At 62.8% G+C, this 20,539-nt stretch carries 18 protein-coding genes; 8 read left to right on the top strand and 10 right to left on the bottom strand.

Going from position 1 to position 20,539, the window contains the following annotated elements; genetic code table 11:
• Positions 1-49: 49 nt before the first annotated feature.
• From ACQVLG_RS06380 to ACQVLG_RS06370, 3 genes are all read right to left on the bottom strand, one after another.
• On the bottom strand, positions 50-1,042 hold the full coding sequence (locus tag ACQVLG_RS06380; RefSeq protein WP_474293495.1) for a porin: 993 nt from the start codon (positions 1,040-1,042) through the stop codon (positions 50-52).
• A 107-nt stretch (positions 1,043-1,149) separates the two neighbouring features.
• Positions 1,150-2,463 carry a dicarboxylate/amino acid:cation symporter gene (locus ACQVLG_RS06375; RefSeq protein WP_474293493.1) on the bottom strand — a complete coding sequence of 438 codons (1,314 nt, stop codon included), beginning with the start codon at positions 2,461-2,463 and terminating at the stop codon, positions 1,150-1,152.
• 374 nt (positions 2,464-2,837) lie between these two features.
• Positions 2,838-5,174 (bottom strand): catecholate siderophore receptor Fiu, encoded by a 2,337-nt coding sequence (locus ACQVLG_RS06370; RefSeq protein WP_474293491.1) that lies wholly within the window; start codon positions 5,172-5,174, stop codon positions 2,838-2,840.
• A gap of 292 nt (positions 5,175-5,466) precedes the next feature.
• Here ACQVLG_RS06370 and nudC point away from each other — a divergent pair, with 292 nt between their 5' ends.
• Entirely contained in the window at positions 5,467-6,297 is an 831-nt protein-coding gene (gene nudC / locus ACQVLG_RS06365; RefSeq protein ID WP_474293489.1) for an NAD(+) diphosphatase, read from the top strand.
• 81 nt (positions 6,298-6,378) lie between these two features.
• Positions 6,379-6,945, top strand: a complete 567-nt coding sequence (gene folE / locus ACQVLG_RS06360) for a GTP cyclohydrolase I FolE (protein ID WP_035822985.1) — start codon at positions 6,379-6,381, stop codon at positions 6,943-6,945.
• 45 nt (positions 6,946-6,990) lie between these two features.
• Here the strand turns inward: folE and ACQVLG_RS06355 are convergent, their stop codons facing one another.
• Complete coding sequence (locus ACQVLG_RS06355) at positions 6,991-7,809, bottom strand: AraC family transcriptional regulator (protein WP_474295554.1); 819 nt, start codon at positions 7,807-7,809, stop codon at positions 6,991-6,993.
• A 193-nt stretch (positions 7,810-8,002) separates the two neighbouring features.
• Between ACQVLG_RS06355 and ACQVLG_RS06350 the strand changes: the two genes are divergently transcribed.
• Positions 8,003-8,431 carry a hypothetical protein gene (locus tag ACQVLG_RS06350; protein ID WP_474293487.1) on the top strand — a complete coding sequence of 143 codons (429 nt, stop codon included), beginning with the start codon at positions 8,003-8,005 and terminating at the stop codon, positions 8,429-8,431.
• A 35-nt stretch (positions 8,432-8,466) separates the two neighbouring features.
• Here the strand turns inward: ACQVLG_RS06350 and ACQVLG_RS06345 are convergent, their stop codons facing one another.
• A complete protein-coding gene (locus ACQVLG_RS06345) occupies positions 8,467-8,832 on the bottom strand; it encodes a hypothetical protein (RefSeq protein ID WP_046683244.1) in 366 nt (121 codons plus the stop codon).
• 312 nt (positions 8,833-9,144) lie between these two features.
• On the opposite strand from ACQVLG_RS06345, the gene ACQVLG_RS06340 reads away from it, so the two are divergent.
• A complete protein-coding gene (locus ACQVLG_RS06340) occupies positions 9,145-10,788 on the top strand; it encodes a methyl-accepting chemotaxis protein (protein WP_474293485.1) in 1,644 nt (547 codons plus the stop codon).
• A gap of 4 nt (positions 10,789-10,792) precedes the next feature.
• Here ACQVLG_RS06340 and ACQVLG_RS06335 read toward each other — a convergent pair whose 3' ends face one another.
• Positions 10,793-11,218 carry a hypothetical protein gene (locus ACQVLG_RS06335; protein WP_474293483.1) on the bottom strand — a complete coding sequence of 142 codons (426 nt, stop codon included), beginning with the start codon at positions 11,216-11,218 and terminating at the stop codon, positions 10,793-10,795.
• 189 nt (positions 11,219-11,407) lie between these two features.
• Here ACQVLG_RS06335 and ACQVLG_RS06330 point away from each other — a divergent pair, with 189 nt between their 5' ends.
• Positions 11,408-12,106 carry a glutathione binding-like protein gene (locus ACQVLG_RS06330; RefSeq protein WP_230542106.1) on the top strand — a complete coding sequence of 233 codons (699 nt, stop codon included), beginning with the start codon at positions 11,408-11,410 and terminating at the stop codon, positions 12,104-12,106.
• A 12-nt stretch (positions 12,107-12,118) separates the two neighbouring features.
• On the opposite strand, the gene uraH is transcribed toward ACQVLG_RS06330, so the two are convergent.
• Together uraH and ACQVLG_RS06320 are read right to left on the bottom strand one after the other, a co-directional pair.
• Positions 12,119-12,526, bottom strand: a complete 408-nt coding sequence (uraH, locus tag ACQVLG_RS06325) for a hydroxyisourate hydrolase (RefSeq protein WP_474293481.1) — start codon at positions 12,524-12,526, stop codon at positions 12,119-12,121.
• An 11-nt stretch (positions 12,527-12,537) separates the two neighbouring features.
• Complete coding sequence (locus tag ACQVLG_RS06320) at positions 12,538-13,032, bottom strand: GlcG/HbpS family heme-binding protein (protein WP_230542104.1); 495 nt, start codon at positions 13,030-13,032, stop codon at positions 12,538-12,540.
• 136 nt (positions 13,033-13,168) lie between these two features.
• On the opposite strand from ACQVLG_RS06320, the gene ACQVLG_RS06315 reads away from it, so the two are divergent.
• Genes ACQVLG_RS06315 through ACQVLG_RS06305 form a run of 3 tightly spaced genes read left to right on the top strand, consistent with a single transcriptional unit; the run spans position 13,169 to position 15,275 of the window.
• Positions 13,169-13,879 (top strand): heavy metal response regulator transcription factor, encoded by a 711-nt coding sequence (locus tag ACQVLG_RS06315; protein ID WP_474293478.1) that lies wholly within the window; start codon positions 13,169-13,171, stop codon positions 13,877-13,879.
• A complete protein-coding gene (locus ACQVLG_RS06310) occupies positions 13,876-14,169 on the top strand; it encodes a hypothetical protein (RefSeq protein WP_474293476.1) in 294 nt (97 codons plus the stop codon). The genes ACQVLG_RS06315 and ACQVLG_RS06310 overlap by 4 nt, the downstream gene beginning before the upstream one ends.
• Positions 14,136-15,275 carry a heavy metal sensor histidine kinase gene (locus ACQVLG_RS06305; RefSeq protein WP_474293474.1) on the top strand — a complete coding sequence of 380 codons (1,140 nt, stop codon included), beginning with the start codon at positions 14,136-14,138 and terminating at the stop codon, positions 15,273-15,275. The genes ACQVLG_RS06310 and ACQVLG_RS06305 overlap by 34 nt, the downstream gene beginning before the upstream one ends.
• On the opposite strand, the gene ACQVLG_RS06300 is transcribed toward ACQVLG_RS06305, so the two are convergent.
• Together ACQVLG_RS06300 and ACQVLG_RS06295 are read right to left on the bottom strand one after the other, a co-directional pair.
• Positions 15,272-18,610 (bottom strand): DEAD/DEAH box helicase, encoded by a 3,339-nt coding sequence (locus ACQVLG_RS06300; protein WP_474293472.1) that lies wholly within the window; start codon positions 18,608-18,610, stop codon positions 15,272-15,274. The genes ACQVLG_RS06305 and ACQVLG_RS06300 overlap by 4 nt on opposite strands.
• A gap of 176 nt (positions 18,611-18,786) precedes the next feature.
• Entirely contained in the window at positions 18,787-20,493 is a 1,707-nt protein-coding gene (locus tag ACQVLG_RS06295; RefSeq protein ID WP_474293470.1) for a methyl-accepting chemotaxis protein, read from the bottom strand.
• Between the last annotated feature and the right edge of the window lie 46 nt (positions 20,494-20,539).

Genomic DNA, 20,539 nt, shown 5'->3' with positions numbered 1-20,539 from the left:
ATATGCATCCGGCGGCTCACGCTTTTATGTCACGGACAGTTCAACGTCCTTAGAACGTGTGGCGCATGCCCAGGTTAAAGCCGCTGGTGCCGGTGCCATCGTCGGTGGCATTGCCGACCTTGTAGGTCGCGCCGTTCTTGTTGCTGATGTGGCCGTAACCTGTGTACAGGTCGCTGCGCTTGGACAGCGCATAGAAGGCGCCGATGGCCCACTGCTGGGCGTCACGGTTGGCACTGCTCTTGTCGTTATGGCGGATATACGACGCAACCAGTTTGGTGGCGCCGAACGGGGCGCTGAAGCCGACCAGGATGTCGTTGCTCTTGCTGTCGTTCATGGCGCGGTTGTCGGCGTAGCCGAAGTTGCCTTGCAGCACGCCAAAGTCGTAGCGCGTGGCCAGCAGGGTGTTGCGGCTTTGCTGGGTCGCCAGCGGATTTTCCTGGCGGTGATGCGTCAGGGTCACGTTCAGCGGGCCGTCGATGTAATGCACGGCACCGCCCATGCTGCGGTTTTTCGCATTGTCGCCGGCCACTTCGCCAAAGCCATACGCCAGGTCGGCCGACAGCTTGCTCCAGGTCGGCGTGCTGTATTGCACCATATTATCGATGCGGTAATTCGGCGTCATGATGTTCGACGCCGTGCCGGCCAGGCCGATGACGAACGGATCGGCCACATCGCGCAGGGCCAGGTAATACGGCGTGTATTGGCGGCCCAGGGTGACGGCGCCGGCGCTGCCGGTCAGGCCCACGTACGACTGGCGGCCGAACAGCCGGCCTCCCTGGCCCGAGGTGCCGGTATCGATGTTGAAACCACTTTCCAGCACGAAAATGGCGGCCAGGCCACCACCGAGGTCTTCCTTGCCCTTGAAGCCGATGCGCGAGCCCGAGGCCACGCCGGAAGCGACGCGGTTCAGGCGGTCTCCAGCCGCATCCTTGTCGAACACCAGTCCGGCGTCAGCCACGCCGTACATGGTGACGCTCGATTGGGCCATGGCGCCGGTGGAGGCTGCGCCGAGGGTCAGCAGGGTAAACAGGACTTTTTTCATGAAAATCTCTCTAATAAGTTGGAATGACTACTGATCGCACTACCTGACTGCTTGTTACTCAACATCGACAACAAATAAATGGCCCGCTTGTGGCGGCCATGGCGCTATCAGGCTTTGCTAGCGTGATCCGCTTCGCCCCAATGGCTTTCCGTGTTCTGGCTGGCCGCGTTGGCCGCGGCCGCTTCTTCCTCGGTGGCCAGGCCACCTTCCCACTTGGCGACGACGGCCGTGGCGACGGCATTGCCGACCGCGTTGGTGGCCGAACGGCCCATGTCGAGGAATTGGTCGACGCCCATCAGCAGCAGCAAGCCCGCTTCCGGAATATTGAACTGGTTCAGGGTAGCGGCAATCACCACCAGCGAGGCGCGCGGCACGCCGGCCATGCCTTTCGAGGTCAGCATCAGCAGCAGCAGCATGGTGATCTGCGTGCCGATCGACAGGTCGATGCCATAGGCTTGCGCGATGAACAGCACGGCAAAGGTGCAGTACATCATCGAGCCGTCGAGATTGAAGGAGTAGCCCATTGGCAACACAAAGCTGGAAATCTTGCGGTCCACGCCGAACTGGTCGAGCGCCGTCAGCAGTTTTGGATACGCCGCTTCCGAGCTGGCCGTCGAAAATGCCAGCAGGAATGGTTCGCGGATCAGGCCGACGAGTTTGAAGATGCGCGGGCCGATGACGACGAAGCCGGCGCCGATCAGCAGTGCCCACAGGCACAGCAGGCCCACGTAGAAGCCGCCCATGAACTTGGCAAACGTGACCAGCACGCCCAGGCCGTGGGTGGTGATGACGGAGGCCATCGCGGCGAACACGGCCAGCGGGGCCAGGTTCATGATGGTGCCGGTGATGCGCAGCATGACTTGTGCCAGCTGGTCGACGACGGCCGTCAGGGTCTTGCCCGATTCGCCCAGGCCGGCCAGTGCGCCGCCGAAGAAGATCGAGAACACCAGCACTTGCAGGATTTCATTGTTGGCCATGGCCTCGATCGGCGACTTCGGCACCAGGTGCGTGAAGAAATCTTTCAAGGTGAAGGCGGCCGTTTTCAGATTCGTTGAAGCGTGTACGTCCGGCAATGGCAAGCCCAGGTTGGTACCCAGCTGCATCAGGTTCGACAGCACCATGCCCAGCGCCAGCGAGACCAGCGAGGCGACGACGAACCAGCACATGGCTTTCAGGCCGATGCGGCCGGCCGTCTTGCCGTCGCCCATGTGGGCGATGCCGACCGTCAGGGTGGAGAACACCAGCAGCGCAATGATCATCTTGATCAGGCGCAAGAAGACGTCGGTGACGATGGAAATATTGCCAGCGATTTGCTTGCTCATGTCCGCATCGGGGAAAGCGGAATGGCATCCATAACCGACGGCAATGCCGAGGATCATGGCAATCAGGATGTACAGGGTTAATGGCCGTTTCTTTTTCATTATGACTCCTCCGGTGAAACGCCGCTGTGAGCGGATTATTGATTGCGAGCAACTCAAGCTTGGAGTCAATATTTCTCAAAAACAAGCCCTTGCGTGCCAGCGATTATTTGCAGCAAAACCTGTACATAGCAAAGGATATGCCTGAAATGGGAATTTGGGACTTAACTTCTTAAGTTGTTGATTTGAGGAAGCTTTTTTGTTGCTTAGATGTCGCAACTTTGCACGCTTGCGCGAAATATTGGACGCGGCAGGCCATCGCTGTATGACTTTTCATACGCTAGTCACGGCAGGGTGGCGGTACGCCAAAAAGGCAAGATTATCAGGACAATAAAAAAGCCCCTCCGAAGAGGGGCTTGATGTGGCGCAATGCGTGTTTAGAACTTGATATTCGCCGTCAGGCTGAACGAACGAGGCTGGCCCGGGGTGTAGCGGAAGCCGGATTTGTTGATGGCCGCCACATAGGTCTTGTCGGCCAGGTTGTAGGCATTCAACTGCAAGTCGAGGTTCTTGTTGACGGTATAGGTTGCCATGGCGTCGAAGACCCAGTAGGCATCCACGCGGGCCGGCGTGCCGACGGCGCCATCGGTGCCGCGCAGCATTTCACCCACGTAACGCGCGCCGCCGCCGATCTTCAGGCCAAACGGCAGGGTGTACGAAGTCCAGCTGGTGAACGCCTGTTTTGGCGTGTAGGTGAGGATCTTCTCGCCGCTGGCCGTGAAGACCTTGTTCGACTCGACCTTGGTATTCATGCGCGTATAGCCGGCGCTGACCAGCCAGTTCGGCATGATCTCGCCCACCACGCCCAGTTCCAGGCCTTGCACGCGCTTCTTGCCGGTCTGGTAATAAATGGTCGAGATCACCGGATCTTGCTCCACTTCATTCTTGACGGTGGTCTGGTAGACGGCGGCCGACAGCGACAGTTTTTGCTTCAGGAAGTCCCACTTGGTGCCGATTTCCTTGGTGATGGTTTCCTGTGGGTCATACTTCGGGTTTTGCGCGCTGCTGGCGGCGGTGCTGAGGTCACTGTTAGTGCCCGGCGGCGCCTTTGAGGTGGCCAGCAAGGCATATACGCTGCTGTCCGGCGTCGGCTTGTACATGGCCGAGATCTTGCCGTTGGCCAGGGTGTCGCTCAGGGTCAAATGGGTCGGAATCGGCGTACCCACTGGCAATGGCTGTACCGCGGGCGCAGTCACGGCCCCTTGCAGGGTGACGGCGTCATTGGTGGTGTTGAAATGGTCGAAGCGCACGCCGCCGTTGAAGATCCACTTGTCGCCAAACTTGACGGTGTCGAACACATACAGGCTTTGCGTGTTGACTTCGCGTTCGCTGAAGGCGCCGCTGCGCACGGGGTTGTGGCCGGTGACGGTGTCGCGCGGATTCGGGTGGTACAGGTTCGCTGCCGGCAAGGTGCCCAGGCTGGCTGGCACATAGCTGTAGTTGGTCTGTTTTTCGCTGGTGAACTCGGCGCCGGCCACCACGGAGTGCTTCAGCACGCCCGTGTCGAATTGCGCGCTGACGACGGTCTGGTTGGTCAGGATCGTGTTTTCCTGGTCCTTGACGGTGCGCAGCGAGCGCGCCAGGGTCCAGGTCGACGGATCGGTGGGGACCGGTGTCTTCAGGTTGCCCATGCTGCCCATGAAGGCCGTCAGCAGGTAATCCTGCTGGGTCTTGCCGTAGCGCGTGGTGTTCTGGATCTGCACGTTGGGCGAGAAATCATGGTCGATGCGCAAGGTGCCCATGTCGGCCTTGACCTTGTCGTAGTCCGAGGTGGAGCCGTAGAAATTCTTCGGATCGACCCTGGCGGCGCCGTTCAGGAAGCTGCGGATGACCGGTTGGTCCTTCGTGGCGACGTCCGGCGTCGAGTAGCCTGGCAAGCCGATGGTCGGCACGCCGCCGTCGGGCACGTTGTTCTGGTCCACGTGCAGGTAGCTGGCCGTGATGCGCGTCGGTTTGCCGAGGCCGAAGGTGACGGTGGGCGCGAAGGCCCAGCGCTTGTTCTTGACTTCATCGCGCGCCGGGTTGCCGCTGTCCTGCGTCATCAGGTTCAGGCGCATTGCCGTGCCGGTATCGCTGTCGAGAACGCGGTTCCAGTCGGCTGTGGCGCGTTTCTGCTTGCCGCTGCCGGCCGTCAGCAGGGAATTGAATTTGTTTTCCATGGTGGCCGTCTTGCTGCTGACCAGGTTGATCGAACCGGTGGGCGAGCCGCGGCCGCTGTCCGTGCCCGCCGGGCCCTTCAATACGTCGATCTGTTCGATGTTGAAGACGTCGCGCGAGATGGAACCCACGTCGCGCACGCCATCGACATAGATGCTGCCCGACGAATCGAAACCGCGCATGTAGACGGCGTCGCCCGTGTTCGTGTTGCCGTTTTCGCCGAGGAAGAAGGTACCGACGCCAGGCGTGTTGCGCAGCGCGTCCGTCAGGGTCAGCGCACCTTGCTGTTCGATCAATTCCTTCTTGATCACGACGATGGTTTGCGGCGTATTGACCAGTTCTTCCGTGTACTTCGGCGACGAGGCTTTTTCGGCCTTGAAATCATTTTCCTTCGAGCCCACGACCTTGATTTCGTTCAGGGTTTGCTGCGATGCCGGGGCGCTTTGGCCGGCCGGGTCGGCCGCCTGGGCGGCGACGGGCAGCAGCATCACGGCCAGGGCGGCGCCGATGTGCTGGTTGAAACGGGTTGGGGCGTGTTTGCGGCTCTTGATTGCCATCTTGCTCTCTCGATAAGGTCAGGGTAGTGGTTCCTGGCTGGCTCTGCCCCGCTGTGCGTTGGCACGCGGGCAAGTGGCTGGCGATGGAGACGGAAGGCCGTATTGTAATTATTGGGCAGTAATCCGTAAATGAGAATCGTTATCAGTCTCGTTTACACAACGAATTAGGCGTATCGCAAAAAAAACACTGTCACGGCCCATGAATGCTTGCTTTGCGCTCCGCCCGCTGCTATGCGCGCAGGCGTCCGGCGGCGGGAGTATGATGAGCAACCTTTACAAATTTCCGCCAAGCATGCTGCACACACCCGCTGCCTTCGTCCCCCTGATCGATCCTCCCGAACCGGCCCCGGCCGCCGAGCAGACGCTCACATTCGTCTTTCACCGCGGGCGCCTGCTGTTGCGTACGCCGGAACTGACCCTGCCCACTGCCGCCGAGGCCGCCGCGCTCGATATCGACCTGAGCCGCGCCCAGCCCGTGGGGCTGTGGCAAGGCCGTTATTGCCAGACCGTCTGGACCGACGAAGAGTTGCCACCGGGTGCAGGCCTGGCCTGGCACGGCATGCGCTCGCTGTTCAACGCCGTCGACGATGACTTTCTGGGCCTGGCCAGCCGCGCCGTACAGCTGGCCGAGTGGGCGCGCACGCACCGCCATTGCGGCGTGTGCGCCACGCCCATGCAGCGCACGCGCGGCGAACGCTGCTTTACCTGCGCCGCCTGCGGCATGCTCGCGTACCCGCGCATTTCGCCGGCCATGATGGTGCTGATACGCAAGGGCGAGCAGGTGCTGCTGGCCATGCATAAAAACTCGCCATCGCAGCGTTTCAGCCCGCTGGCCGGTTTCCTGGAAGCGGGCGAATCGATCGAGGAAGCCGTGCACCGCGAAGTGATGGAAGAGGTGGGCTTGCGCGTGCACAACCTGCAATACTTCATGAGCCAGTCCTGGCCGTTTCCCCATTCGCTGATGATCGCGTTTACGGCCGACTACCTCGATGGCGAAATTCGCCTCGACGAGAACGAGATCGCCGAGGCGCGCTGGTTCGGCCCCGGCGATGCGTGGCCGGAGGCGAGTTCGAGCGTGTCGATCTCCGCGTTGCTGGTCGGCGCGCACCGTCCGCAGGCGTAGCGGGAAAAGCAGGGGCTGCTCAGGCAGCTTGCCGCATTTTCTATATACTGGCGGCAATTGAAAATTTTAGGGTGGTTTAGCATGTCTCAAGAAGAATTCTCCGAAAACGACTGGCGCCGGCTGATCAGCAGCTTTGGCGAAGATCCGCAGCGTCCTGGCTTGCTGGAAACGCCGGCGCGCGTGGCCAAGGCGTGGAAGCACTGGACGTCGGGCTATGGCCAGGATCCGGTGGACTTGCTGAAAGCCTTTGAAGATGGCGCGGAACAGTACAACGAGCTGATCGTCGTGCGCGGCATCCCCGTCTACAGCCATTGCGAACACCACCTGGCGCCGTTCTTCGGCAAGGCCACCATCGGTTACGTGCCCAACGGCAAGATCGTCGGCCTGTCGAAACTGACGCGCCTCGTCGATTGCTTCTCCAAGCGCCTGCAAGTGCAGGAACGCATGACGATGCAGATCGCCAATGCCCTGATGGAAGTGCTGGAACCGAAGTCGGTGGGCGTGGTCGTGCGCTGCCGCCACCTGTGCATGGAAAGCCGCGGCATCCGCACGCCGGGCGAAGAAACCATCACCTCGGCCATGCTGGGCGAGATGCAGCCGAATCTGGCGCTGCGCACGGAATTTCTGGCCCTGGCGCGCGAAGTCTGATTTTCGGCGACGATGCGTGACGAAGGCGGCATATGCCGCCTTTTTTCATGCGCGTCCGGATTCCCGTTCCGCCAGGTAGCGCGCCGGCGGCTTGCCCACGGCCTTGCGGAACATGGTGACAAAACCGCTGGTATTTTCATAACCCAGTTCCAGCGCCACCGCTTTCACGCTGTGGCCTTGCGCCAGCCGTTGCAAAGCCAGGATCACGTGCAGTTGCCGGCGCCAGCCGCCCACGCTCATACCCATTTCCTCCAGCGACAGCCGGGTCATGCTGCGCTCGCTCATGCCGATGCGGCTGGCCCACTCGGCCAGGGTGCTTTTATCGGCTGGCTGCGCCAGCAGCAGGGCGGCCAGGCGGCGCAGACGCGCATCGCGCGGCATCGGCAGATGCAAGTCTTCCACGGGCGCGACCGCCAGTTCGTCGAGCAGGGTGGCCACCAAACGTTCCTGCGCGCCCTGCAGCGCGATCAGGGTGGGAAAACCGGCCGCCTTGGTGATGAGTTCGCGCAACAGGGGCGAGACAGCCACGGTGCAGCAGATGGCCGGCAAGGCCGGCGCCATGGCCGGCTCGATAAACAGGCAGTAGCACTCGGCCTCGCCCACGCCCTGCGCTGAATGCATCAGGCCGCCCGGTATCCACACGGCGCACTGGGGCGGCACGATCCACACGCCGCTTTCCACCTCGCAATGGATCACGCCCCGCGTGGCGTACAGCAGCTGCCCCTTGCGGTGCTGGTGCGGCGCCTGCTCCGCATCCTCTGGCACGCTGGCCAGGCCCACGGCCAGCAAGGGGCGCAGCACGCCGTCGACGTCGAAATCGAGGATGGAGGCGTCATCGTCCAGACCCAGGTGGGCCGTCAGCATGCTGGGCAAGAGGGGATGGGGCATGGGATGACTTTGGCTGGATTGAATAATATTGTGGCTATTGTATGCAATGACGCCGGGCGCCGTCATCGGTATCGTATGCTTATCCGCCGCCCCGCTTCAACGGCAACCGCCGCCGCCCGTGTTCTGATGAAGGCCAGGAGGAACGGCAACCCCCTTGAAGGAGTCTCCCATGCAACTCGATATCACCGATTTCCCCCTCGTCTGGATGCGCCGCGACAACGCCGCCAGCAGCCCCGACGATGCCTTGTTCGCCCAGTTCGAGGACTTGCTGGCGCGCCAGCAGGCGTTTGTGATTCTCAGCGAAGAAGGCCTGGACGAGGATGGGCATGACCATCCGCAGGAAGAGCGCAAGCGCGCCGTGCTATGGATGAAACGGCACAAGGCCGCCCTGCGCGCGTATATCCAGGGCATGGTGCTGGTCGAACCGAGCGCCGCCAAGCGCCTGGCCGGCAAGGCCTTCGCCGTCATGTTCGGCCAGTTCTGGGGCTACCCCCTGCATTTCGGCACCAGCCGCGACGACGCGCTCGACATCGCGCAGCATTTGATCAAGGTGTGGCTGCCGCCCCACAATGATCCGACAAGGCGTTACGACGCCTGACCAAACCAACGCGCAGCAGGTTGGGTCAGGTGGGACTAGTAGCGATAGTCGTTAATGAAGTGCTTGGTGAAGTTGTACTTGCTACCGCCGTCGAGCAGGTCGACCAGGCGTTTCGGCGCCGAGGCCGACATGAAGGCGTCGGCCGCGCCGCCCGTGCTGCGGAACTTCATGCCCGGGCTGAGGATCTGGTTGGCGCCGATTTTCAGGTGCTGGAAGCTTTTCGTCTTTTCATTGTTGAGGATGAAGTGCAATTCCTGCTTGAAGGTCAGGAAGGGAATCTTCAGCCACCAGCCTTCGTCCGTGCCATAGCTGGCGACGCTGGCAAAATGCGTGTTCTTGTCCGTCAGCGTGGGTTTGCCCAGGCGGTCGTTGATGCGTTTCATGGCTTCATTCTTGGTCATGCTGTTCTTTCGTGATTCATTCTATCCGGCGTGCATTTTGACACATGCCCGCCACCCCCGCCTGCCTTGACACCGCCTATCTGCGTGCTTTTTTACTGCAATGCAGCATCAATTCTCATCAATTGTCGCAACGCATTAACAACACCGGGCAAAATTCATTGCTTTCCAGCATTGTAAATATCGGTCGTTCGAGCGTATGCTGGTGTCGTCTGAACGGTGCCGCCAGAGCACCGTCGCCGCCGCATTCCTGGCCTGCCGCGCTGGAAGCGGGACACGCCCCATCGCCGCACAATAGAGAGTTGGAGACACAGCATGAAGAAATTGACGTTCCAGCAGAAGTTATGGATTCCCCTGATTTGCAGCCTGTTGTGCATCACCGTTATTTTTGTCTATAACGCCCTGGAAATTCGCAAGATCCGCATCGAAGAGCGTAGCGCCGACCTGAGCAATGCCGCCGACCTGGGCCTGGGCGCCGTCAAGATGTTCGGCGAGCTGGCCGCCAGCGGCGCCCTGACGCAGGAAGAAGCGCAAAAGCAGGCCACGGCCGTCATCAAGAGCATGCGCTTCGGCGAGACCGGCTATTTGTCCATCATCAACCTCGATGCCGTCGTCGTGATGAATCCTGCCGCGCCGCAAACCAATGGCAAGAACATGTCGGATTTCAAGGATGCCAACGGCACCTATCTGTACCGCGACATCGTTGCCGTCGGCAAGAGCGATGCGGGCAAGGGTTTCGTCCATTATTATTTCCCCCGTCCCGGCCAGAAGAACGCCGAACCGAAGATGAGCCGCGTGGTCGCTTACAAGCCGTGGAGCTGGACCATCGTGGTGGGCGTGTACATGGACGATATCGACGCGGCTTTCCGCCAGTCGCTGATCACTTCGCTGGGCGTGCTGCTGCTGGTGTGCGGCTTGCTGGCCGCCGTCGTCGTGGCGATCAACCGCAGCTTGCGCCATGCGCTGGGCGGCGATCCCGAATATGCGGCCGACGTGGCTGCCCAGATCGCGAATAACGACCTGAGCGGCGCCGTGCGCACGCATGCCAACGACCGTCACAGCGTGCTGTACGCGATGAAGACCATGCAGACCAACCTGGTCGACGCGATCAGCGAAATCCGCCATAGCGCCGAGACGATCGCCACGGCGTCGAGCGAGATTGCCAGCGGCAATATGGACTTGTCGGCGCGCACGGAAATGCAAGCTAGCTCCCTGGAAGAAACGGCGGCATCGATGGAGGAATTGACCTCGACCGTGACGCAAAACGCGGGCAATGCCGTGCAGGCAAATGAACTGGCGCAGTCCGCTTCCGCCGTGGCGCGCCAGGGCGGCGCCGTGGTGGCGCAAGTGATCGGCACCATGGACACCATCAACGCTTCGTCGCGCAAGATCGTCGACATCATCGGCGTCATCGACGGCATCGCCTTCCAGACGAATATCCTGGCATTGAACGCCGCCGTGGAAGCGGCGCGCGCGGGCGAGCAGGGACGCGGCTTTGCCGTCGTGGCGTCCGAAGTGCGCAATCTGGCGCAACGGTCCGCCGGCGCGGCGAAGGAAATCAAGGAACTGATCGGCGCCTCCGTCGACAGCATCGCGGCCGGCAGCACCCTCGTCGCACAGGCGGGCACGACCATGGATCAGGTGGTGGCCAGCGTGTCGCGCGTGACCGACATCATGGCCGACATCACGGCCGCCTCGCACGAGCAAAGCACGGGCATCGGCCACGTCAACCAGGCGATCACGGAGATGGATAGCGTGACGCAGCAAAATGCGGCCTTGGTGGAAGAGGCGGCGGCAGCGGCGTCGAGCATGCAGGACCAGGCGGCCGTGCTGGCGCAGCTGGTCTCGCGCTTCAAACTGTCGGCGCAGGAACCGGGGGCGGCGCCGCGCCTGGCGCCAAGCTCGGCCGCGCCACGCGCCGTGGCGAAAAAGCCGCTGCGCAGCCTGGCGGCGCGCTAAGTTCCTATTGGGCCGGTGCCGCCGCTGGCGGCGCCGGCTCGAATTCCAGCTTGTCATCGACGACCACGAATTGCCCGATCGGCTGGCCCAGGTCGGCTTTCGGGTCGTTTTCCATTTCCGTCAGCTCATTGCAGGTATTCGTTTCCGCCTGCCACAGCTGCTTGCCCATGCGGATATTCCATATGCCATCGCCGGCCGCGAACAGCTCGACGGTGATGTCGGCCGGCGCATCCGTCGACAGCGTATGCAGGCGCTGGCATTGCGGCAAATTGGTCGCCATCAGCTGCACTTCCACCGTATCTTGCCAAAAATAACGTTGCTGGCGGCGCACGGTCAGGTAATGGTCTTGCCCATCGAACATATAGATGGCGAAGTCCTGGACACAGCCTGACAGCAGGACGGACAGCGTGACGATCAGGAGTTTGCGCATGGTCTGCTTTCTTTGATGGTTCTCGGGAATGGCGGAATTCTATTCTTGCGGCGAGAGTGGGTGCTTGCTTGCGTGGCAAGCGGGGCACGCGCCGTCTTGTTTTTCGCTTACGTGGCATTATATCCATGCACACCAGTTGCGGCGCGACAATAGTTACGCCCACCCATGCCAACGACCTGAAAGACGACGATGATCGACCTGTATTACTGGACCACGCCCAACGGGCACAAGGTGACAATGTTCCTGGAAGAAGCGGGCATTCCCTACAACATCATTCCCGTGCATATCGGCAAGGGCGAGCAGTTCAAGCCCGAATTTCTCGCCATCGCGCCGAACAACCGCATTCCCGCCATCGTCGACCAGGCGCCGGCAGATGGCGGCGCGCCCTTGTCGCTGTTCGAGTCGGGCGCGATTCTGCAATACCTGGCCGAGAAAAGCGGGCAATTCCTGCCGGACGATGTGCGCGGGCGCGCCGAGGTGATGCAATGGCTGTTCTGGCAAATGGGGGGATTGGGCCCCATGGCCGGGCAAAACCACCATTTCGTGCAATACGCGCCCGAGCCCATCGATTACGCGATCACGCGCTATGTCAACGAAACGAACCGGCTATACGGCGTACTGAACAAGCGTTTGGCCGACCGCGCATTCGTTGCCGGCGACAACTATTCCATCGCCGACATGGCGATCTATCCATGGATCGTGCCGCACGCGCGCCAGCGCCAGAAGCTGGAAGATTTCCCGCACCTGGCGCGCTGGTTCGCAGCCATCGCCGCCCGTCCCGCCACCGTGCGCGCGTATGCGCGGGCGGCCGAGATCAATGTGCAGCCGACCGTCAGCGGCGACGCGAAAAGCGTGCTGTTCGGGCAGACGGCGAAGACGCTCGGCTAAGCTTAGTTCCCCTCAGTTGCCCCGATACGTGGAGAAACCGAAAGGGCTGAGCAGCAGCGGTATGTGATAGTGCTGCTCGGTCTTTTCCACGTGGAATTGCACGGGAATTTCCGGGAAGAATGTTTCCTGTTTCAGCCGCGCATAGTGTTCGCCCGTTTTGAACACGATGCGGTAGTCGCCCGCCTGCAACGGTTGATTTTCCGGATACATGGCCGCGATGCGCCCCTGCGCATTCGTCACGGCGCTGCTTAATTGTTTCCAAGCGTCATCTTTTTTCTGCTCCAGCGTCACCGTCACGCCCGCCGTCGGCTGGCCGCTCTGCAAGTCGAGGATGTGCACGCTCAAGGGATTGGCGGCCAGCGCCATGCCGGACAGGCTGGCGAAGGCCAGGGCGGCAGCGGTTTTTTTCAGATAGCTCATCGTTGTTGCTTTCAAGGGGTGGGGGAATCGAGTTCGGGGATGGCTGCCAGGGCGGCCTGGGCGCAGGCCCGGTCTGGCAGGGCGCCGCCGCCGCCGGCCACGCCGATGGCGCCGACGACTTCGCCCCTGGCGCGCAAGGGCAGGCCGCCGCCCAGCAGCAACAGTTCCGGCACGGTGGCCAGGTTGCGCATGTCCGGGTTGGCGTTCGCTGCCACGGCCAGCGTGTAGGTGTCGCTTTTGGTGGACAAGGCCGTGTATGCCTTGCGCCGGCTCGCTTCCGTGTTGTGGGGGCCGACGCCATCGGCGCGCTGCACGGCGACAATATTTCCGCCACGATCCAGCACAGTGACGACGATATGCCGCCCTTGCGCCTGGCACGCGGCCATGGCCGCATCGGCCAGCTTGTTGGCCGCCGCCAGCGACAGGTCATTGACCGTGCGCAATTGCGCGTGGGCGGGACTGGCCAGCAGGCACAGCAGGGCACTGCCGAACATCAGGGTTTTCATCTGGCCTCCATGGAAAAGAATGGCGCCAGTATGGCAAGTGTTGCCCTACGAGAAGATGATCGCCGCATGACATTTTTATCATCCGCGGCGCCCGGCGCGGCGTAAAATGGCTTTATATTTTCCTTAGAAAGCGGCCATGCGCATCCTGGTAATCGAAGACGAACCGAAGACGGGCGACTATCTGTTGCGCGGCCTGGCCGAGTCCGGCTTTACGGTGAGCCTGGCGCGCAATGGCCGCGACGGCCTGCACATGGCCGGCACCGAAGCGCCCGATCTGATCGTGCTCGACGTCATGCTGCCCATCATGGATGGCTGGCAAGTCTTGCGCGCGCTGCGCCTGCAAGAGGGCGGCGCGGACGTGCCCGTGATTTTTCTGACGGCGCGCGACGAAGTGCAGGACCGCGTGAAAGGCCTGGAGCTGGGTGCCGACGATTACCTGGTGAAGCCGTTCGCCTTTGCGGAACTGGTGGCGCGCATCCGCACCCTGCTGCGGCGCGGGCCGCCCCGAGAAGACGACGTCATCCGCATCGGCGACATGGAAATCGATGTGATGAAACGCAAGGTCAGCCGGCAAGGCCAGCGCATCGCCCTGACGGCCAAGGAATTCGGCTTGCTGCATTTATTGGCGCGGCGCCAGGGCGAAGTGCTGTCGCGCTCCATCATCGCCTCGCAAGTGTGGGACATCAATTTCGAGAGCGACACCAACGTCATCGACGCGGCCATCCGCCGCCTGCGCAGCAAGCTCGACGATCCGTTCGAACCCAAGCTGATCCACACCTTGCGGGGCATGGGCTATGTCTGCGAATTGCGCGCGCCCAGCGCTCCCGACAGCGGCGCCGTTCAATGAAACTGGCAGAACTGCGGCGCTCGCTGACCCTGCGCGTCACGCTCGTCTTCGTATTGATCGTGGCGCTCGTCTCGGCCGGGCTGGGCATGCATCTGTACCGTTCATTTGTGGCGGAAATCGAGCGCCGCGACGATATTTTATTGCTGGGCAAATTGCGGCAGATCCAGCAGCTACTCGGCAATGCGGGCACCCTCGATATCATCCGCGAGCGGCCCCAGTATTTCCGCGACACCATGAGCGGACAGGAAATTCCCTGGTGCGCATCGTGCGCGCCGATGGCACGCGTTTGATCGATATCAATCCGAACGGCGAGAACGTCGTGCATGCTGTTCCCGTGGCCGTCGATGCACCCGTGACGGCTGCCGACATCGTCAGCTGGATCAGCCGCGACGGCTATCCGGCCAGGGTCGTGGCGGCCAGCGCACGCATCGGCGATCCCGCGCAGATGGCTGACATTGCCGTCGCCCGGGTCTACGGCGACCGCACGGCCATGTTCGCCGCCTACCGCTGGCAGATCGTCGTTTCCGTCGCCGTCAGCGCGCTGGTGGCGGCGATACTGGCCAGCGTGATGCTGCTGCGGGGATTGCGGCCGCTGCGCAATATCGCCGCCCACGCGGCCTTGGTGCGGCCGGGCAAGCTGGGGCAGCAGCTGGAGGCGCGCGGTGCGCCGACGGAATTGCTGCCCCTGATCCAGGCCTTGAACGCCATGCTGGCGCGCCTGCAGGAGGGATACGCGCGGCTGTCGCAGTTTTCCGCCGATCTGGCGCATGAATTCCGCACGCCCGTCACCAATCTGCTGGGACAAAGCCAGGTCATGCTGGCGCGTCCCCGCAGCGCGCACGAGTATGAACAGCTGGTATCGTCGAATGTGGAAGAGCTGGAACGGCTGTCGCGCATGATCGACAGCATGCTGTTCCTGGCGCGGGCGCAGCAGGACGAGATGATCCTGATCAAGCAAGCCTTGCCTGTGCAGGACGAGTTTTTGCGCCTGGCCGATTTCTTCGAAGGCCTGGCCGAAGAACGGGGGCTGGCGCTGGCTTGCCACGGCAGCGGCACGGTGACGGCCGAGCCGCAACTGCTGCGCCGCGCGCTCGGCAATTTGCTGTCGAACGCCATCCGCCACGCGGCGCCGGGCAGCACGATTTTATTGCGCTCGCACGCGACGAACGAGGGCGTGGAATTGAGCGTAAGCAACCTGGGGCCCGCCATCCCCGCGCGCCACTTGCCCCACCTGTTCGAACGCTTTTACCGCGCCGACCCGGCCCGCAGCGATTCGGCCGCCTCCACGGGATTAGGGCTGGCCATCGTCACGGCCATCATGCAGTTGCACGGCGGCAGCGCGAGCGTGGCCTCGGACGCGGCCGCCACGACGTTTACCCTGACCTTCCCCGTTTAGCCCATCTCCACCAAAAACTCATGCATGCCCGTATGCGCCAACTGCGCACACGCTGGCGCAAAGTGCGGCAACTGTCCCCACAGCAGCGGATTGCCGACGATGTACACATGGTGCTGCGCGCGCGTGAGGGCCACGTTGAGCAGGTTCGGCGTGGCCGCCGCCCATTGCGCGGCGCCGGCCGTGCTGTCGTCGGCACCGAGGACCAGCATCACCACGCTTTGTTCCTTGCCCTGGAAGGTGTGCACGGTGCCCACCATCTGGCTGCTCCACTGGCGCAATTCGCGCGCCGTCGGCGCCTTGCCGTAGCCGAGGCGGCGGTCCCAGTCCATGTCGACGATGCGCGAGCGCAATTCGTTGCGCACGGCCTTGAACGGCGTGATCACATACATGTCCGGCAGTTTGCCGTCGCGGCGGTACAGTTTCAATAACACTTCCAGCACGAAATCGAGCTGTACGGGCACCACCTGCTTGTAGCTGACGGGGCCGACGGCGTCGATCCAGCGGCTGGGACCCCGCGTGAGGCCGCGCGCGCCGGCCGGCGGCATGCGGTCGGCCAGCCCGTAGACCATCTTGTCTTCATAGGCGATGCTGTTGGCCAGCGAGAACATCGGTTCCACGCAGCGGCGGTGCACGCGCAGGGGGCTGCCGATCCACAAGGGCTGCGCGCTGCCGGCGCCGACGACGGCGCCATAGCGGTTGGCCTTGTCGGCCAGTGTCTGCACGGAAACGGAAGTCGGCGCGTAACTGCCATCCTGCGTGTGCGGCGACAGGGCGGACAGGGTTTGCACGAGGCGGCCCGGCACCGTGAACACGGGTTCGATCTGCAGCGGGTCGCCCACGACGACGGCGCGTTTGGCGCGCCACAGGCTGCCCAGCGCCGCTTGGGGCACGGCCTGGCCCGCTTCATCGATGAACAGCCAGCCCAGCGATTCGGGACCCATGCCCTGGAACTGGCGCGCGAACGAGGCGAACGTGGTCGATACGACGGGCACGACCATGAACAGGCTGTGCCACACCATGGCGATATGCGACTGATCGTAGGCGCGCTTGTTTTTGAGCAATTTCGACACGGCCAGCAAGTTGCCGCCAAAGCCGGGGCCGCCCTTCTTCGCCACTTCGGCCAGCCACGCCTCGTGCAGGGCCAGGGCCTTGGCGAACAGGCGCGAGCGCAGGCGCGCCAGCGCTGGTTCATGCCACAGGCCGCCGATTTGCAGGGCGTCGCCATCCAGCTCGTCCAGCGTGGCCGGCGCGATGATGGTGGGGAAGCGCATGCGCGCACGGCGCAGCAATTCCGTGCTGTCATCCCATTCGCGCTGGCGCGATTGCGCCGTGCGCAGGGCGATATGCAGGCCATGGCGGGCGCGTTCGCAGCGTGGCTCCAGTTCGCCCTTCAAGAGCAGCTTGATGGCGGAGACGTCGCGCGCCGCCTGGCGCTGCGCCTCGGCATTGGCGACGACGGCCTCCTTGTAGGCGCGCGCCGGGGCCGTGCGGAACAGGCGGGCAAAGAAGCCGGGCTGCGTCAGCGCCACCAGGCGTTCCTCTTCCAGCAATTCCTTCTTGCTGGCGAGCAGGGTGTCCTGCTGCGCCAGCGCGCCGGACAGGGCGCCGTTCGCCGCATCCATCTCTTGCTCAGCAGCAATCAGCGCCTGCTGGCTGGCCTCAATGAAATCGGCTTCTGTGCAAGTGCCCACGGCTTGCCACAGGGCAGCATATTGCGCGTGCTCGGCCAGGGCCTTTTCCACCACGTGTTCCGTCTCGCGGAACTCGCGCGCCGCCTGGGCGAAGCTGACGCCCTGGTAGCTGGCCAGCCATTGGCGGATATTCTGTGCGTTCGGCGTCTTGCGCGCCGTCGTTTTATCCCAGTCGTCGTCATAAAAATTGCTGACGAAGCGGCGGCGGTTGGCGCTATTGCCCAGCGCACAGGACATCAAGCCCCACGGCGCTTCCGTATCGGTCAAGGTGCGGTTGGCGCCATTGCCGTCGGCCACGACACGGCGCGCCACGCTTTCAAAGTAACGCGTGCGCGCCCATTCCTTGCCCAGCTGTTTTGGTTTTGGGAGGTCGCCGGAAATGTTTTCCACCGCCGCATTGTTCGACGAGGCGACGACCATTTCAAAGCCCGTCAGTTCCGGCCGCAAGCGGGCAATCGTGATCGGGTCGCGCACGCCTTCGAAGGCCACGGCCACCTTGCCGATGAAGGCGTCGCCGGCGCGGTCCAGGCAGGACAGCACGGCCGCGCGGCGCACGATGTTGTCGGCGAACAATTCGCGCAATAACGTCGTCTTGCCCGTGCCCGGTGGGCCGTTGACGGAAAAGATGCCGCGCTCGCTCAAGCCCGTGCGCGCGCCGTGGATGGCGAATTGCTGCATCAGGCTCATGGCGTAGCTGGCGTCTTCCAGCCAGTGGCCCCGGTTCATATTGGCCGGATTGAGCATGGCGGCCAGCGCCTGGCGTCCGGCCGGGCTGTACAGGTCGATGCGCTCGTCCTGCGCCAGCGGCGTCAGGTAGGCGGCGACGGTGGCGGGCAACTTGCCGCCACGCAAGGTGCGGATGATCTGTTCCAGGTCATCGAGGTAAAAACTGTTGAGAATATCGATGCTGGGCTCCACCGCGTCGCCGAAGTCCAGGCTGCGGTTCTGGCTGGTCTCAGCCAGGTCGCCTGCCGCCACGGCCGCGCGTTTCTTGCGCGTACGCAATTCCAGCACGGCCAGCGGCTGGCCTGCGGACGGGCGGAAACCGGCCCAGTCGATGAGCAGGTCGGCCAGGGCCGCGATTTCCATGCCGGACAGGGGCGATGAGACATTGCCCGCTTCATCCGCTACTTGCTGCGATACGCGGCTGGCCGCGAAGTTGCGCAGGCTGTCTTGCAGCGCCAGCTGGCTGTCGCTGAAGGCGTCCAGGCTCAGGCCCGACCAGTCCGGCGTGCGTGCGCGCCCCAGGGCCCACGGCAAGGTTGACACGGAGACAGGATCGAACTGCGGCTCGCCCAGCGCATTGAGGTTCAGGCGGGCAAAGCACGAGCGTCCCAGCAGCTCTGTTTTTTCTGTTTCGGCAATGTTTTCCGGGCCGTTGGCCGGCGGGCAAGCCTTGTTGATTTCGGCCTTGTCGAACACGCCGAGGAAGAGGGAGAAGCCGTCGATCTCGCGGTCGGAAGGCACTGGCCATTGCGTGGCGAACTGCAGCGGCAATTGCGCCAGCTGTTCGCGCTGAAGGAGACGCACGGTGGACTGGTCTTCAACGTCCGTGATTTGATTCAGGTCAAACGGGATAAAGAATTCGATCTTGTGCCAATACTCCAGGATAGCCAGGAGGCGCTGCTGTTCTGCCTGATTCATGATGACCAATATATTTTGTAAAGCGAGCGAGGATTGTAAAGCGTATGCACGCTGCACGTTTTGCACTTTTGCCTATTGCGCGGGCTTTGCCGCAAAAAAAGTGGTATTGGCGGACGAAAAAAAGCCAGGCAGCAACTTCCTGCCTGGCTTTCCCGTGGGGAGGACGTTGCTATTCGTTAAAACTCTTCCCATTCGCTCTCGGCAGCCGCATTGCTGCGGCGCGCCGGCGCGGCGGCCACGGCCTTGCGCGCTGGCGCGGGCCGGGCGGCGGGAGGAGCGATTTTTGCCGCGGCCGGTGCTGCCCGCACCGGGCTCGGCTTGGCGGCGCTGGCGACATGGTTGCCGGTTTTAAAGAATCCCACCACGTGCGCCAGTTCGCCCGCCTGCTCCTGCATGCTTTGCGAGGCGGCGGCCGCTTCTTCCACCAGGGCCGCGTTTTGCTGCGTCACTTCATCCATCTGGGCAATGGCCATGTTGATCTGTTCGATGCCGATGGTCTGTTCGTGCGTGGCGGAGGTGATTTCTCCCATGATGTCGGTCACGCGCACGATGCTGTCGACGATGTCGCCCATGGTCTGGCCCGCTTCATTGACGAGGCGCGAACCCGTGTCCACGTTGGCGACCGAGGCGGCGATCAGTTCCTTGATTTCCTTGGCGGCCGAGGCCGAGCGGTGCGCCAGGTTGCGCACTTCCGTGGCCACCACGGCGAAGCCGCGTCCCTGTTCGCCCGCGCGCGCCGCTTCCACGGCCGCGTTCAGGGCAAGAATGTTGGTCTGGAAAGCGATGCCGTCGATGACGCCGATGATGTCGACGATTTTCTTCGACGACTCGTTGATGGTGCCCATGGTGTCGACCACTTGCGAGACGATGCTGCCGCCGCGCACGGCCACCTCGGACGCGCTTTTGGCCAGCTGATTCGCCTGGCGTGCATTGTCCGCGTTCTGTTTCACGGTCGAGGTCAGCTCTTCCATGGCCGACGCCGTTTCTTCCAGCGAGCTGGCTTGTTCTTCCGTGCGGGACGACAGGTCGAGGTTGCCGGCGGCAATTTCGCTCGATGCCGTGGAAATCGCATCCGTGCCGTGGCGCACTTGCGCCACCACGCCCAGCAGGCTGGTGTTCATGGCTTTCAGGGCGCCCAGCAGGCGGCCCGTTTCATCGCTGGAATCGACGACGATGTGCGAGGACAAATCGCCCGAGGCCACGGTTTCGGCCACGCCCACTGCCGCATTGATGGGGCGGGTGATCGAGCGCGTGATGATCCAGGCAACAAAAGCGCCCAGCAGCACGGCCACGCTGCCCAGGATGATCATGTAGGCGCGCGCGCTCGCGCTCAGCGTTTCGGCGTCCGTTGCCGCCTGCGCGGCCTGCTGCGCTTCATACGCGACCAGGCTGTCGAGTGCGCCCAGCACGATCTTCAGGCTCGGTGCCGCCTGTTGCGTCAAAAAGGTGATCGCTTCGTCCGTCTGGCCTGCATTGCGCAGCTCGATGACCTTGTTGTTCAGTGGCGCGCCCGATTTCAGGGCCGCGTCCAGTTCGGCCATCAAGGCCGTTTCCTTGTCCGTCGAGATTTTCTTTTGCAAGGTTTCCTTGGCGGCGCCGTATTTCTTGCGCGCTTCGCCGATCTTTGCCAGTTCCGCCTGCACCAGCGCTTCCGTCGGCGCCACCACCACGCTGGTGATCGCCAGGGTAATGTTGCGCACGTTGTCGCTCATGGTGTTGGCCGCCGCCATCTTGACGTTCTTGTCGGCCACGATGTCGTGGGTGCGCGCACTCAGTTGCCCCATGGAATACAGGCCGACGAGCAAGACGGCCACCAGCAGGCCGAGGACGACAGCAAACCCGATCCCGAGCCGGGTGCCGATTTTGAATTGTGTGAGTGACATGATTGCTTTCGTATTGCGGTGTGGTGAGGAAACGTCGACAGGCCGG

Source organism: Janthinobacterium sp. TPC_1, from assembly GCF_056037845.1.
The sequence above is the reverse complement of the archived record's forward strand: the minus strand, read 5'-3'. Positions and strand labels throughout refer to the sequence as shown.

Coding starts and splice junctions, on each gene's coding strand:
- ACQVLG_RS06380 (WP_474293495.1), bottom strand. CDS start 1,042: ATGAAAAAAGTCCTGTTTACCCTGCTGACCCTCGGCGCAGCCTCCACC.
- ACQVLG_RS06375 (WP_474293493.1), bottom strand. CDS start 2,463: ATGAAAAAGAAACGGCCATTAACCCTGTACATCCTGATTGCCATGATC.
- ACQVLG_RS06370 (WP_474293491.1), bottom strand. CDS start 5,174: ATGGCAATCAAGAGCCGCAAACACGCCCCAACCCGTTTCAACCAGCAC.
- nudC (WP_474293489.1), top strand. CDS start 5,467: ATGCTGCACACACCCGCTGCCTTCGTCCCCCTGATCGATCCTCCCGAA.
- folE (WP_035822985.1), top strand. CDS start 6,379: ATGTCTCAAGAAGAATTCTCCGAAAACGACTGGCGCCGGCTGATCAGC.
- ACQVLG_RS06355 (WP_474295554.1), bottom strand. CDS start 7,809: ATGCTGACGGCCCACCTGGGTCTGGACGATGACGCCTCCATCCTCGAT.
- ACQVLG_RS06350 (WP_474293487.1), top strand. CDS start 8,003: ATGCAACTCGATATCACCGATTTCCCCCTCGTCTGGATGCGCCGCGAC.
- ACQVLG_RS06345 (WP_046683244.1), bottom strand. CDS start 8,832: ATGACCAAGAATGAAGCCATGAAACGCATCAACGACCGCCTGGGCAAA.
- ACQVLG_RS06340 (WP_474293485.1), top strand. CDS start 9,145: ATGAAGAAATTGACGTTCCAGCAGAAGTTATGGATTCCCCTGATTTGC.
- ACQVLG_RS06335 (WP_474293483.1), bottom strand. CDS start 11,218: ATGCGCAAACTCCTGATCGTCACGCTGTCCGTCCTGCTGTCAGGCTGT.
- ACQVLG_RS06330 (WP_230542106.1), top strand. CDS start 11,408: ATGATCGACCTGTATTACTGGACCACGCCCAACGGGCACAAGGTGACA.
- uraH (WP_474293481.1), bottom strand. CDS start 12,526: ATGAGCTATCTGAAAAAAACCGCTGCCGCCCTGGCCTTCGCCAGCCTG.
- ACQVLG_RS06320 (WP_230542104.1), bottom strand. CDS start 13,032: ATGAAAACCCTGATGTTCGGCAGTGCCCTGCTGTGCCTGCTGGCCAGT.
- ACQVLG_RS06315 (WP_474293478.1), top strand. CDS start 13,169: ATGCGCATCCTGGTAATCGAAGACGAACCGAAGACGGGCGACTATCTG.
- ACQVLG_RS06310 (WP_474293476.1), top strand. CDS start 13,876: ATGAAACTGGCAGAACTGCGGCGCTCGCTGACCCTGCGCGTCACGCTC.
- ACQVLG_RS06300 (WP_474293472.1), bottom strand. CDS start 18,610: ATGAATCAGGCAGAACAGCAGCGCCTCCTGGCTATCCTGGAGTATTGG.
- ACQVLG_RS06295 (WP_474293470.1), bottom strand. CDS start 20,493: ATGTCACTCACACAATTCAAAATCGGCACCCGGCTCGGGATCGGGTTT.